Annotated in this window: 12 protein-coding genes and 1 pseudogene; 4 read left to right on the top strand and 9 right to left on the bottom strand. The window is 37.6% G+C overall.

Annotated features, from left to right (window positions below; all coding sequences use genetic code 11):
* The first annotated feature begins 28 nt into the window (after nt 1-28).
* From tgt to mgtE, 4 genes are read left to right on the top strand one after another with little or no spacing between them, the layout of a single operon-like run.
* Complete coding sequence (gene tgt / locus C4H12_RS02445) at nt 29-1,159, top strand: tRNA guanosine(34) transglycosylase Tgt (protein WP_106097507.1); 1,131 nt, start codon at nt 29-31, stop codon at nt 1,157-1,159.
* Nucleotides 1,160-1,172: 13 nt separating this feature from the next.
* Entirely contained in the window at nt 1,173-2,249 is a 1,077-nt protein-coding gene (locus C4H12_RS02440; RefSeq protein WP_106099402.1) for an LptF/LptG family permease, read from the top strand.
* Between the two features lie 4 nt (nt 2,250-2,253).
* A complete protein-coding gene (gene rsmA / locus C4H12_RS02435; RefSeq protein WP_106097506.1) occupies nt 2,254-3,027 on the top strand; it encodes a 16S rRNA (adenine(1518)-N(6)/adenine(1519)-N(6))-dimethyltransferase RsmA in 774 nt (257 codons plus the stop codon).
* Entirely contained in the window at nt 3,009-4,364 is a 1,356-nt protein-coding gene (mgtE, locus tag C4H12_RS02430) for a magnesium transporter (RefSeq protein ID WP_106097505.1), read from the top strand. The genes rsmA and mgtE overlap by 19 nt, the downstream gene beginning before the upstream one ends.
* Nucleotides 4,365-4,440: 76 nt before the next feature.
* Here mgtE and C4H12_RS02425 read toward each other — a convergent pair.
* The 9 genes and pseudogenes from C4H12_RS02425 to C4H12_RS02390 all read right to left on the bottom strand — a co-directional run.
* Nucleotides 4,441-5,007, bottom strand: a pseudogene (locus C4H12_RS02425) (Hsp70 family protein); the annotation flags it as partial.
* 186 nt (nt 5,008-5,193) lie between these two features.
* Nucleotides 5,194-5,985, bottom strand: coding sequence for an ATP-binding protein (locus tag C4H12_RS13795; RefSeq protein WP_254424794.1), 792 nt, complete (start codon nt 5,983-5,985; stop codon nt 5,194-5,196).
* A 3-nt stretch (nt 5,986-5,988) separates the two neighbouring features.
* On the bottom strand, nt 5,989-6,939 hold the full coding sequence (locus C4H12_RS13790; RefSeq protein WP_254424793.1) for an ATP-binding protein: 951 nt from the start codon (nt 6,937-6,939) through the stop codon (nt 5,989-5,991).
* A 5-nt stretch (nt 6,940-6,944) separates the two neighbouring features.
* Nucleotides 6,945-7,967: an SIR2 family protein gene (locus C4H12_RS02415; RefSeq protein WP_106097504.1), complete on the bottom strand. Its 1,023-nt coding sequence runs from the start codon at nt 7,965-7,967 to the stop codon at nt 6,945-6,947.
* A 79-nt stretch (nt 7,968-8,046) separates the two neighbouring features.
* Nucleotides 8,047-9,978 (bottom strand): molecular chaperone DnaK, encoded by a 1,932-nt coding sequence (gene dnaK / locus C4H12_RS02410; RefSeq protein ID WP_106097503.1) that lies wholly within the window; start codon nt 9,976-9,978, stop codon nt 8,047-8,049.
* A gap of 176 nt (nt 9,979-10,154) precedes the next feature.
* Nucleotides 10,155-12,743: an ATP-dependent chaperone ClpB gene (clpB, locus tag C4H12_RS02405; protein WP_106097502.1), complete on the bottom strand. Its 2,589-nt coding sequence runs from the start codon at nt 12,741-12,743 to the stop codon at nt 10,155-10,157.
* Between the two features lie 462 nt (nt 12,744-13,205).
* Nucleotides 13,206-13,988 carry a hypothetical protein gene (locus tag C4H12_RS02400; RefSeq protein WP_129588198.1) on the bottom strand — a complete coding sequence of 261 codons (783 nt, stop codon included), beginning with the start codon at nt 13,986-13,988 and terminating at the stop codon, nt 13,206-13,208.
* Between the two features lie 13 nt (nt 13,989-14,001).
* Nucleotides 14,002-14,385 (bottom strand): hypothetical protein, encoded by a 384-nt coding sequence (locus C4H12_RS02395; RefSeq protein WP_106097500.1) that lies wholly within the window; start codon nt 14,383-14,385, stop codon nt 14,002-14,004.
* Nucleotides 14,363-14,680: a hypothetical protein gene (locus C4H12_RS02390; RefSeq protein ID WP_106097499.1), complete on the bottom strand. Its 318-nt coding sequence runs from the start codon at nt 14,678-14,680 to the stop codon at nt 14,363-14,365. The genes C4H12_RS02395 and C4H12_RS02390 overlap by 23 nt, the downstream gene beginning before the upstream one ends.
* Nucleotides 14,681-14,712 lie beyond the last annotated feature (32 nt).

The following is a 14,712-nucleotide window of genomic DNA, read 5'->3' as shown; positions in this document are numbered from 1 at the left end:
GTACCTTTGCAGCCCGAAATATACTCTTATGAATTTTGAAATATTAAAAACAGACGAGCATAGCAAAGCTCGCGCAGGCAAAATCACTACCGATCACGGAGTGATTGAAACGCCTATCTTTATGCCTGTCGGTACCGTAGGCAGCGTGAAAAGCGTACACCAACGCGAACTAAAAGACGATATTAACGCCGATATTATCTTAGGAAATACCTATCACCTATACCTACGACCTCAAATGCCTATCTTGGAAAAAGCAGGCGGACTACACAAGTTTATTAACTGGGACAGAAATATCCTTACCGATAGCGGTGGCTATCAAGTCTACTCCTTGGCAGCCAACAGAAAAATTAAAGAGGAAGGAGTCAAATTCAAAAGCCATATCGATGGCTCTTACCACTTCTTTTCTCCCGAATATGTAATGGAAATAGAACGCAGCATAGGGGCCGATATTATGATGGCTTTCGATGAGTGTACCCCCTACCCTTGCGAATACAGCTATGCCAAACGCTCTATGCACCTCACCCACCGCTGGCTCGATAGGTGTATCGCCCACCTCGAAAAAGTACCACCCAAATACGGCTATCAGCAAAGCCTATTCCCTATAGTTCAGGGTTCTGTATATAAAGATTTACGCAAGCAATCAGCCGAATATATTGCTAGCAAAGAGGCTGATGGAAATGCTATCGGAGGGCTATCAGTCGGCGAACCGGTAGAACAAATGTACGAAATGACCGAACTCGTGTGCGATATATTACCTAAGGACAAACCTCGCTACCTAATGGGAGTAGGTACTCCTATTAATATATTGGAAAACATCGCTTTAGGTGTCGATATGATGGACTGTGTGATGCCTACTCGTAATGCACGTAACGGAATGCTATTCACTGCCCAAGGAATTATCAACATCAAAAACAAAAAGTGGGAAGATGACTTTTCTCCTATCGACCCCGATGGGCATACTTACGTTGATACTTATTACACTAAAGCCTATTTGCGCCACCTTTTTGCTGCCAATGAGTTTTTAGGTAAGCAAATAGCCTCTATCCATAACTTAGGCTTCTACTTGTGGTTAGTACGTGAGGCTCGCCGCCAAATCGTAGCTGGCACCTTTGCTCAATGGAAAGCTAAAATGGTTGTTGATATGGCTAATCGCCTATAATAAAAAAGAAAATATGAAAATAATCGACTGGTATATACTGAAACGCTACCTACTTACCTTCCTTATGATGATAGTCTTGTTCATACCCATAGGTATTATCATCGATGTATCAGAAAAAATAGATAAAATGCAGCGCCGAAACGCACCTTTAGATGAGATTCTTACCTATTACCTCAGCTTTATAGTGTATTTTGCCAACATTTTGTTCCCAATACTGCTATTTTTGTCTATTATATGGTTCACCTCCAAGTTGGCAAACAATACCGAAATTATTGCCATACAAAGCTCAGGGGTATCCTATATGCGCTTTCTACGCCCATATATAGTAGGAGCAAGTATCATTTCTATAATCGTATTCTTTATGGGAATGTTCATTGTGCCAGCTGCTAGTAGTGTATATAACGAGTTTTGGAACAAGTACATTCGTTCTGGCTCAGTAACCAGTGTTACAAACCTGTATAACCAGTTCTCCGATAATGATTATCTGTATGTAAGCTCTTTTGATTATGAAAAGAAAATGGGCTATAACTTTTCAGTAGAACATTTTGAAGGTATCAAAATGACCGAAAAGATTAATGCTAGCACTATATTGTGGATTGATAGTACCCAAACATACCGCCTTACCGATTACACCAAACGCAAAATAGGCGAAGGTGATGATATAATCGAAAAAAAAGAACAGCTCGATACTATTTTCAAGTTTAAGATCGACGACCTTATGCCTATGGAATATACAGCCGAAAACAAAAACATCTTCGAGCTGGATAAATTCATTGAGCGAGAAAAAATGAAAGGATCTCCTAATATAAACGCCTATTTGTTAGTAAAATATAGGCGATGGGGAGCTATCAGTACAGCTTTCATCCTTACACTTATAGGGGTTGCCGTATCATCCGTCAAAAAACGCGGAGGTATGGGTATCAACCTAATGGTAGGAGTAGTAGTAGGCTTTAGCTTTGTGTTCTTTGATCGTGTATTTGGCACACTGGCTCAAACCTCAGGGGGGCTATCTCCTTTAATGGCAGTAGTATTACCCAATCTTATATTCCTTACCCTTGCCATTTTATTATTACGTCGAGTACGCAGTTAAAGTTATGGAATTAGTAAGAGCAAAAAAACACTTAGGGCAACACTTCTTAAAAGATTTAAACATCGCCCAAAAAATAGCCGACACGCTAACCCTTCAAAATTACTGTAAAGTAGTTGAAATAGGTCCTGGAATGGGTGTCCTTACCCAATTCTTGCTGCAAAAAAACACCGAAGTATATGTGGTAGAAATTGACCGTGAGTCTGTCGCATATTTAGAAGCTCATTACCCTCAATTACAGGGCAAAATCATAGCCGACGACTTTCTCAAATATAACATAGCAAACTCTATGGGCGAACCTTTCGCCATTATCGGCAATTTCCCCTATAATATATCCACCCAAATAGTATTTAAACTCTTAGAACTCAGAGAATGGGTACCAGAGTTTAGCGGAATGTTCCAAAAAGAAGTAGCCGAACGTATCTGTGAGCAACCAGGAAGCAAAACCTATGGCATATTATCTGTTTTAGCACAAGCATTCTATGATGCCGAATATCTGTTTACCGTATCAGAACACGTATTTAACCCTCCCCCGAAAGTAAAAAGCGGAGTAATACGCCTAAAACGTAAAGATAATTACCATTTAGATTGTAATGAAGAGTTGTTCTTCTCTGTAGTAAAAACAGCCTTTAACCAGCGACGCAAAACCCTACGCAATAGCCTAAAAGCACTACTAACAGACAAAATTAAAGAAAGTCCTATTTTCAACAAACGCCCCGAGCAATTAGCTTGGCAAGAGTTTGTAGCAATCACTAAAATGATATGGCAACATTCAAGATAACATCCGAACTTGTTGAGAAAATTCAACAGCTGATAGAGGAAAAACAAAATAAGGAACTCACTACCCTCTTAGGTGATTTGCACTATGCCGATATAGCCGAAATCATTCACGAACTCGACATTGAAGAAGGGGTATACATCATCCGATTGATAGATGCTCAAAAAACTTCAGATGTACTTACCGAGCTGGATGATGATTACCGAGATAAGATATTAGAACACCTATCAGCTAAAGAAATTGCCGACGAGATATTAGAGCTCGACACCGACGATGCGGTAGACATCATCTCCGAACTCCCCGAAGAACGAAAAACAGAAGTTATTTCATATATCGAAGATGTCGAACACGCCAAAGACATTGTTGATTTATTGCGCTATGATGAGCATACCGCTGGGGGGCTTATGGCAAAAGAGTTGGTAAAAGTAAATGAAAATTGGAATGTGTTAAAGTGTGTCAAGGAGATGCGTGAGCAAGCCGCCTACGTTACCCGCGTACATTCTATTTATGTAGTAGATGATAATGATGTACTAAAAGGACGACTTTCTTTAAAGGATCTACTCACCACCTCTACTCGCTCCGAAGTAAAAGATATTTATATTCCTAAAGTAGATTACGTATACGTTACCGATACTACCGAAGAAGTTGCCCATATAATGAGTAAGTACGACTTGGAGGCCATTCCTGTAGTAGATGAAATGAAACGTCTTGTAGGGCGCATCACTATCGATGACGTTGTCGATGTCATTAAAGAAGAAGCTGAAAAAGACTACCAGTTAGCAGCGGGTATCACCAACGATGTCGAAGCCGATGACAGTGTATGGAAGCTCACCAAGGCGCGCCTGCCTTGGCTACTGATAGGAATGTTTGGCGGCTTAGGGGCAGCAAGTATCATCAATGGTTTTCAAGATGCGATGAACACTTTCCCCATACTACTTATTTTCATCCCATTAATACAAGCAACAGCAGGGAATGTAGGAGTACAATCATCAGCTATAGTAGTACAGGGGTTAGCCAACAACTCTATTGACGGAGAGCTTATCAAGCGGTTATTTAAGGAGTTCCTATTAGGACTTATCAATGGGGGAACTATTGCAGGGATAGTGATATTAGTAAGTCATTTTGCTTTTCAGGCAGAGTATTTAGTGAGTATCACCGTAGCCGTAGCCTTGGTTACAGTAATAGTAAATGCAGCAGTTATAGGCACATTCATACCCATACTGCTGCACAAACGTGGTATCGACCCCGCAGTAGCAACCGGACCCTTCATCACCACCAGTAATGATGTATTAGGAATTCTTATTTACTTTTTCATTGCAAAAATGGTATTAGGCTTCTAATAATAATTTTCAATAAAGCACAAAAAAACACCCTCATTCCTGAGGGTGTTTTTCATTTTATTACCTTTTAAAGTCACTATTTAACTTCTTCAAAATCTACGTCTTGCACGTTGTCGGCATTACCACCTTGCTGTTGTTGTCCGCCAGCGTTAGGTTGTCCGGTAGCACCGCCTTGTTGTGCTTTGTAGAGGTCTTCTGAAGCTTGTTGCCAAACAGTGTTGATTTTGTTTAACGCTGCTTCTATGTTGCCAAGGTCTTTGCTGTCATAAGCTGTTTTTAACTCACTTAACGCGCCTTCTATAGCCCCTTTCTTGTCAGCAGGTAGCTTATCGCCAAACTCTTTCAATTGCTTTTCAGTTTGGAAAATCATTGCATCAGCTTCGTTTAGCTTATCAGCTTTCTCTTTAGCTTTCTTATCGGCTTCGGCATTAGCTTCAGCTTCGCGTTTCATCTTTTCGATGTCTTCTTTAGAAAGTCCTGATGAGGCTTCTATACGTATATTGTGCGATTTGCCAGTACCCTTGTCAGTCGCCGACACGTTGATGATACCGTTAGCATCGATGTCAAAAGTAACCTCAATTTGTGGTACTCCACGTGGAGCAGGAGGAATATTGTCTAAGTGGAAACGACCGATAACCTTGTCATAGATTACACAGAATACACAGATTTTGACTCAAATGTTTCTTGATTTGACCAATGTTATGTGCTCAGATGGTTATCCACTGTTACTAGATTACATAGAGGAAGATTCTAAATGTTACTAAATTCACTCTAATATAGAATCAGGTTTAGTTAAAAGTTTTCTTTACTCTATGAGGTTACCATTGTATTATGATTTCGATTGTTTGCGAAGTCCAATTACTGCATTTGTAATATCTTGCTTAGCATTTACATTACTCCATTCTTTCCAAAATTTTATTGTCGCACTATCAGGCTTTATTGTTGGTTCTGAGATTAAAATCCTTGTTGGCAACAAAGAAGCATCTCCAACTACCAATGCTTCACCAATATCTAAAATTGGAAGAACCTCCGTTAATCCTATTAGATTATCAGGTAAAAGTCTTTTGATTACAGTCTGGTCTTCTGCATTAGAAAGCCGTAACGAAATAAAGTTGTTGCATTGACTCAGAACAGTTCTATTAACCTCTGCTGGCCTTTGACTAATTACGACTAGACTAACACCGTATTTCCTGCCTTCTTTTGCGATTCTTTCAAAACTTTTCAAACTTAATTCAGAAGCGGCATCTTGACTGGTTCTTTCAGGAATATATAAATGAGCTTCATCACAAAGCAGACAAATTGGATGTTGATTTTCTTTTGTTGTCCATTGTTGAACGGTGAAAATAATTCTTGCAACAAATCCAATTACTAATGGCAAAACATCTGATGGAACCTCCGAGAAATCAATAATTTTAACGCCTGCTTTTTTATCATTAAGTTCTGAACCATGCATTAAAGCACTACAAAAATCATTTAACCAATTTATCTGTAATTCATCATCTGAAACTTGGAAAAGAAACCCAATACGTTTATCGTCTTTTTTTGCTTCAAGTCGTTGAATAAATCTTGTCAACTTTCCAAAGAATGGACCTTGCTTTTCTTTTGCAGCTCCAGGAACCATTTCTTAGTCAAGGCGTTTTAATTCTTGAAGCACCTTTTCTAATTTATAAGGAATAGGGCTATCAATAGTAATACTATCTTTAAAAATAGTATCTTTCACTTCATCAAGATATTTTTGTTTTTCTGTAAATACGGTTTTAGAAAATAGCATTGCTTGATTGGGGGCATTGCTATCACTACGGTCAAGCAACATTGCTAACATCTCTTCGTAAGTCAATAACCAATAAGGCAACATCAAAACGCCGTTTGTAAGATTACCTTTTTTCCCTAAATCAGAAGGATTGGCAATTCTGAAATGCTGTATTCCGTCTGTCTTGAAATTCTCCCCACTATACTCTCCGTGTATGTCAAACAAAATAGAGTTTGCCATTGGCAATTTAGCAATCTGCTCAATAATTTTGGCGACACACCACGATTTACCCGAACCTGTACTTCCAACAATAACTGCATGCCGTTGGAAAAGTTTATCACCATCTAAAAAAGCTTCTGCATTTTCATCTATGGAATATTTTCCAATTGAAAGCGGAATTTCATAATTCTCTTTTGTAGAAATAGTTTCCATAAACTTAGTAATATTCTCCCCGTCTATCGGGAAACATTTCGCTTCAATTTCAGGGACGGTGTCAAGTGTTCTTTTAAACACATTTTCTTTTTCTCCGTGTTTATGTAACAATGTTCCTATCAAATTTACTTTCAAAATATTTTCAGTAAAAAGGAAATTGTTTAGCCCTAAATCATTTCCTTCAGATGGTTCTTCATGAGAAGCTTTACGAGTTATACGATTGATTATTCCAATTAAATGTTGTCCAGCCTTAGAGCTTTGAATAGCAACTAAATGATTTACTTGCAGCTTTCTTAACTTTTCAAGTTCCTCGACTTTTACGATAAGCGTCGCTGTGTCAACACTAAAAACTGTTCCAATTGAAGCATTATCTTCAAAATTAAAAATTGTCATTTTTCCTATTTTATTAGTTTGATATATTCTGAAAGTTGCCAATAGCCAACACCTTCAATTGTATGTTCCCCTTGATTTGAAGAGTATACTTTTGTATGATTGCCACTACTCTCTTCCATTAGTATATAATTCTTGCAATCTCCATCAATTATTGCCTCTTTTGTTTTGGAGGTTAATTCTTTTGTGATTACAATTATTGGTTTTGATTTAATCTGTTGAATAAGTTTTGGTTGAACATGTTCATCATTGAATCCATAACCAATACACAGAAATCCATTTGCATTTTGAATTTCTGTATCTGCTTGTGTAAAAATAGTTCTATATGGTTCTTTATGTGTTTCAGCATACTTGCTAAGCCCTGGAGTCACAATCAATGGCTTATGACCTTGTGGAATATTTTCACATAAAGGTAAATAAACATTTTCTTTATTGGGTGTTTCAAACCAATCTAATGACCCATGAACTTTCCATATATTAACTTGTCCTTTATATCCTTTTAAATTCACCAAGGTATTTGTATGAATACTGTCTGAGAAATGTCCAATGTAGTTGTGAGCATATCCCGTACAAATAAAAGATTTAACAATACTTGCACTATATTCTGCGATACGATCATAATTGGTAGTAACTATAGAAACTTTTCTATTGGTTGTTGAAAGTAAATACTCAATTAATGTTACTAATGGTTTTTCTTTTTTATCATCTAAGAAAAATTTGTTATAAGCTTCTAAATTCGTTTTAGAAATTAGTTCCCACGTTCTTCCAACTATAGAGTTTAGAACTGTTTCATTAAGACGTATATCTGACAATGCTCTTTCTAAATCACCTTCTTTTTCATTGAGAATTCTTTTAAATTCTTGAAATTGTTTTTTATCTTCATCATCTTCAAAAGTCAATGTATTTTCTAAGTGTTTGCCAAGACTCCACATTGAAGGTAAATTAAAAGGAACTGAAGCCCCACTACCCAATATAATCAATGGAACTCTACTCGTCCAATCCTGAAGTTGTTTTAATAATTCCTCATCCATTTTACATTTTTATAATATCATTCTACATTTTAACCCCCATCTAATAATTTCTATCAGATGGGGGTTGTTATTATTGTTTTTATTTTACTTCTTCGAAGTCTACGTCTTGGACGTCGGGACCGTTGTTGCCGCCTTGTTGTCCGCCGAATGGATTGGCATCTCCAAAAGGATTGGTTGCATTAGGATTTGGTCCTTGTGCTGCACCTCCTTGTTGTGCTTTGTAGATATCTTCTGAAGCTTGTTGCCAAGCTGTATTAATCTTACTTAAAGCAGGTTCTATATTGCTAAGCTCTTTGCTTTCAAAAGCTGCTTTAAGTTCACCAAGAGCAGCTTCTATAGCTCCGCGTTTATCAGCTGGTATTTTATCACCAAACTCTTTAAGTTGTTTTTCTGTTTGGAATATCATAGCATCAGCTTCGTTTAGCTTATCTGCTTTCTCTTTAGCTTTCTTGTCGGCTTCGGCATTGGCTTCAGCTTCGCGTTTCATCTTTTCAATATCTTCTTTAGAAAGACCTGAAGAGGCTTCTATACGAATATTATGTGATTTTCCAGTACCCTTGTCAGTAGCCGATACGTTGATAATACCATTAGCATCAATATCAAAAGTAACTTCAATTTGTGGTACCCCACGTGGAGCAGGTGGAATGTTATCTAAGTGGAAACGACCTATAGTTTTGTTGTCATTAGCCATTGGGCGTTCACCTTGTAACACGTGTATTTCCACACTTGGCTGATTGTCAGCAGCGGTAGAGAATAGTTGTGATTTCTTAGTAGGGATAGTGGTATTAGCATCAATAAGCTTAGTCATTACACCGCCCATAGTCTCAATACCCAATGATAGCGGAGTTACATCCAAAAGCAATACATCTTTCACATCACCGGTAAGTACACCCCCTTGTATCGCAGCACCTATAGCTACCACCTCGTCAGGGTTTACACTCTTGTTAGGTTTCTTGTTAAAGAATTTCTCTACCGCTTCTTGTACTGCAGGAATACGTGTAGAACCTCCTACCAAGATAACTTCATCTATATCACCTACGCTTAAGCCTGCATTTTGTAAAGCTTTGCGGCAAGGCTCAATAGTACGTTTTACTAGGTCATCTATCAGTTGCTCAAATTTAGCACGAGAGAGTTTGCGCACCAAGTGTTTAGGACCTGAAGCAGTTGCTGTAATGTAAGGTAAGTTGATTTCGGTTTCAGTAGTTGAAGAGAGTTCAATCTTAGCCTTTTCAGCAGCTTCTTTAAGACGTTGCAACGCCATAGGGTCTTTACGAAGGTCGATTTGTTCTTCTTTTTCAAACTCTTCAGCCAACCAGTTGATGATTTTTTCATCTACATCATCACCTCCTAAGTGGGTGTCACCATCAGTAGCGAGTACTTCAAACACGCCGTCGCCAAGTTCCAAGATAGACACATCGTGAGTACCACCACCAAAGTCGAATACAACAATCTTATGGTCGCTATGGTCTTTATCCAAGCCATAAGCCAATGCAGCGGCAGTAGGTTCGTTGATGATACGTTCTACTTTTAAGCCTGCGATTTCACCTGCTTCTTTAGTAGCTTGACGTTGAGCGTCGTTAAAGTAAGCTGGTACAGTAATTACCGCGCTTGTTACGGGTTGTCCTAAGAAGTCTTCTGCAGTTTTCTTCATCTTTTGAAGAATCATAGCTGAGATTTCTTGTGGAGTATACAAACGTCCGTCTATATCCACACGAGGAGTATCGTTGTCGCCACGTACTACTTTATAAGGTACACGAGAAATTTCCTTATTCAGTTCAGAAAACTTGTTCCCCATAAAACGTTTGATAGAGTATATCGTGTTTTTAGGGTTGGTTACTGCCTGACGTTTAGCAGCATCTCCTACTTTTATTTCACCTCCTTCGGTAAAAGCTACTACTGAAGGGGTAGTACGTTTACCTTCAGCATTGGTAATAACTACAGGGTCATTACCTTCCATAACAGAAACACAAGAGTTTGTGGTTCCTAAGTCTATTCCTATAATCTTGCTCATATTAATTTATTATCGTTTTTAAGTTCAACATTTTACTTTGTAAGCATTTTACTTACGTAATTAGTAGTAGTCAATGATTGTGCCAAAGGATTAAAAACTGACAAATTGTCATTTTTAAGAGTCTGAGAGAAGTTTTTAGACTCTAACCTGACATCTAAATCCTCCTCCCTTTTCTCCTACTCATTCTTAAATACCAATTTATCGTCACAAACATCTAACAATATGACAGCATCACGTTGAAGCTTGCCACTTAGTATCTCTTTAGATAGCTGGTTAAGTACTTCTTTTTGGATAACACGTTTCACTGGACGTGCTCCAAACTGAGGATCAAAACCTTTTTTAGCTAAGTAATCAACTGCACCATCAGTAGCATTAAGTATAATACCTTCTTTGGCTATCATACGGAATATTGATTGTAACTGTAAACTAACAATATTACGGATATTACTTTCACTTAGTGGAGTGAACATTATAATATCATCTATACGGTTCAAAAACTCAGGACGTACACTTTGTTTAAGTAATTGCAGTACTTCATTACGTGATTTATCTACAGCACGCTCAGTATCGTTAGGATACTTATCAAAAGTTTCTTGAATAATATGGCTACCCATATTGGAGGTCATTATAATAATTGTATTCTTAAAATCGGCTGTACGACCTTTGTTATCAGTAAGTCTGCCTTCATCCAATACTTGTAACAAAATATTAAAAGTATCAGGATGTGCTTTTTCTATTTCGTCTAAAAGAACTACCGAATAAGGTCGGCGACGTACTGCCTCAGTAAGTTGACCGCCTTCATCATAACCTACATATCCTGGAGGTGCACCTACCAATCGGCTTACAGAGTGTTTTTCCTGATATTCACTCATATCAATACGTGTCATTGCATTTTCATCATCAAATAGATATTCAGCCAAGGCTTTAGCAAGCTCAGTTTTACCTACCCCTGTAGTTCCTAAGAAAAGGAATGAACCTATAGGACGGCGAGGGTCTTGCAAACCTGCTCTACTACGGCGTATCGCATCCGATACTGCCTCAATAGCCTCTTCTTGCCCTACTACACGATGGTGCAATTCTGTCTCTAAGTTCAGTAGTTTTTCGCGTTCGCCTTGTAACATTTTGGCCACTGGTATACCTGTCCATTTTGCTACTACTTCTGCTATATCTTCTGCAGTAACCTCTTCTTTTACAAGTGCGTTTTCGTGTGCTTTTTCATCCAAAAGTTTCTGTAATTCTACCAACCTATCTTCAGCTTCTTTAATCTTGCCATAGCGCAATTCAGCTACTTTGCCATAATCACCTTCACGTTCAGATTTGCTAGCTTCCAACCTAAATTTCTCAATAGCTTCTTTGGTAGCTTGTACCTCATCTATTACATTTTTTTCACTTTGCCATTTAGCGTTAATAGCATTGCGTTCGTCTTTGAGGTTTGCCAAATCAGCATAGAGTGTTTTTAGCTTGTCATCGTCTTTTTCTCGCTTAATAGCCTCAATTTCTATTTCAAGTTGCATAATCTTGCGGTCAAGAACATCCAACTCTTCTGGTTTAGAATTGATTTCCATACGGAGTTTAGCAGCAGCTTCATCCATCAGATCAATAGCTTTATCGGGTAAAAAACGGTTAGTAATATAACGTTCCGAAAGCTCAACAGCAGCTATAATAGCTTCGTCTTTGATACGCACTTTGTGGTGGGTTTCATATTTCTCTTTAATACCACGTAGTATTGATATAGCGCTCTCGGTATCTGGCTCTTCTACCATTACTTTTTGAAAACGGCGTTCAAGTGCCTTATCTTTCTCAAAATACTTTTGGTACTCATCAAGGGTTGTAGCACCAATGGCACGCAGTTCTCCACGAGCTAAAGCAGGTTTTAAGATGTTAGCAGCATCCATAGCGCCTTCTCCCCCTCCAGCTCCTACAAGGGTGTGAATTTCATCTATAAACAGAATAATATTACCGTCCGAAGTAGTCACCTCTTTCACTACCGATTTGAGTCGTTCTTCAAACTCTCCCTTGTATTTGGCTCCAGCAATAAGTGCTCCCATATCAAGAGAGTAAATTATTTTATCCTTTAAGTTTTCAGGCACATCTCCTTTTACAATACGGTGCGCCAAACCTTCAGCAATAGCAGTTTTACCTACCCCTGGTTCACCTACTAGCATAGGGTTGTTCTTGGTTCTACGTGATAGTATTTGCAATACACGGCGTATTTCCTCATCACGCCCTATCACAGGGTCTAACTTACCACTATCGGCTAGCTGGTTTAGGTTTTTAGCGTATTTATTAAGCGAGTTGTAAGTCTGTTCAGCCGATGCCGAGGTTACTCGCTCTCCTTTTCGCAACTCTTGAATGGCTTTCTCCAATTCTTTTTCTCTCACTCCTTGGTCTTTAAGGGCTTGAGCTATTTTACTGTTACCTTTAAAAATTGCCAATATAAGATGCTCCAATGATACGTATTCATCATTCCATTTCTTGGCAATATTTATAGCTTCATTCAGCATAGTATTTGCCTCACGTGATAGCCCCATATCGCCACCGCTCACTTTTGCCAATCCTTGCAAAGCTGTTTCCAATTGCTTAGAAAGCTGTTCACGGTTTACATTTAATTTCTTGAATAGGAAAGGCAAAACGTTTTCATCTACCTGCTCTATAGCTTTGAAAAAGTGTTCGTTTTGCAACTCCTGATGCCCATACTGTTGAGCTATTTGCTGGGCAGTTTGTACCGCCTCTTGCGCTTTTATAGTAAAGTTATTAAAGTTCATATTCTTTTCAATTAATAATTAACAATTCTTTTTTACAATTCTATAATACTTCTTCCTCCCTCCCTGTCATCCCTTATAATGAACGAACGAATAACGAAGGATAAACGAACTATAAACGAAGGATAGTTAGCGAGCTGGCGTAGCTAAGTATGTCGCGAAGGATAGTTGGTGAACTAGTACAACCAAGTATATCGCTAAGGACAGTCACTTCATTTATAACCTCAACAGCATAATGGCAATATATATGCCAACCTCAGAAAACTGCCAAACTGTCAGTTTTACATCTTTTTATTATTTTTACAAAAACAACAAAAACACAACAAAATAATAATACAAAAAACTCATTAACAGAAACAATAAAAACTAAAACCTCTTAGCCAACACTTCTTTTTAGCACAAAAAAATACTGACACAATGTCAGTATTCTGTAATATCAATTTTCTATTCCACACTCATATTTCACTAATCAGCTAACATATACTCATATTCTATTTGGTTAAAACGAGTAAGCATATAAGGTGCTATATTCCACTCATTAGCGGGCTTATCATCTCGAAACTTTTCACGTACTGTATAGATGTTTTTACCATTAAACCGATTACGCCCTACCCCTACAAAATAATTAACATTACCCCTCCAGCTACCTTTTACTTTAGGAAAGAAAAGTACTAAGGTGCGCCTACGTGTCTCACAATGGTAAATAACATGCTTAGAAGTCGCCTCTATAAGCTCATAAGTATCTTTAAAATGATACTCTTCAAAGCCTGTTTGTTTCTCATAAAAAGGAAGTAAATCAGGAAAAACAATAGGGGTTTCTTTAGGCAGACTAAAGCGTACTTCAGTTGTATATGCATCTGGAGCACCACAATCATAACCATGAAGGTCAAAAGGTAGGGTTATAACAATACTATCGTTAGTAGTTTTAGCCAATTCTTGAAGGTAAAACTCTTCTAAACAGGTATTTTTAAGAATACTTTTCTTCATTTTGCTCAGCACCAAGCTGCGTACTGCATTCATATAACCATCATAATCCTCGCCATATTGTACTTTCAATTTTTGCAGTAAGCTATCTGTTTTAGAAAGAGGAGGTGCTATAATAGTATCTTTAGGACAAGCAGCTGCAGCGGTATCTATAACAATGGGGCGAATAGTATCCGTTAAAGCCTCTGTTGTAGTCACAGTTTTTTGCCCCTGATTGCAAGCCATTAGGCACAGTACTATAAAAAGAAGGGAAATATTTTTCATTACTATTTAATTTTTAAGGGAAGTAATATAAGCTATCTACATTTTCTTCTTCAAAATGAATAAGAGCATTACCTATAACAAGGTCATTACCTACTGTTTTCGTTCTAAAAACAGTAGCAATTTCATTAAATTTCTTACTAAAAAAATCTATATCATCTACAAACTCACATTGGTTAGTGCTTTTTCTTTCCTTACACTCTGCTTCTTCTATCATCAAGTAGTGAAGTGTATCATTTTCGGCAAAGCAAAACTCTATTTTGTAATGAGTATTATATATGGCAAATAGCTTTTGGTTTTCACTACACTCATCAGCTATACTTGTAATAAGGTTTTTATCATATAGAGCCTTGTTTATAGCATCTTTTGTAAAGAAATCAGTTGTTTTTAGTATATACATTTTTAACCAAATTAATAGATATAGTCAATACTATTGCCACTGAAAGCACCGAGACAATAAAAGTTAATAGTAATGTATAACTAGCCAAAGCAGTATGTAACCAAAAATCATAGGAGAAAAACACTTTCTGAAAGATAGTATTGCTAAGCACTGCCTTTTCAGAAGGATAGGCACTTTCTTCATATATTAGCAAATAAGGAAACAGCATTACATAAAGTGTAAGCAATAACAAGCAAGCTACTATCAGGTAAAAAACAAAATCTTTAAATAAGCAGCAGCCTAATATTTTTTTCATTACAAAAGTTTTTTACTAATCTGTATTACTCC

Source organism: Capnocytophaga sp. oral taxon 878, assembly GCF_002999135.1.
Lineage (GTDB): Bacteria > Bacteroidota > Bacteroidia > Flavobacteriales > Flavobacteriaceae > Capnocytophaga.
The sequence above is the reverse complement of the archived record's forward strand: the minus strand, read 5'-3'. Positions and strand labels throughout refer to the sequence as shown.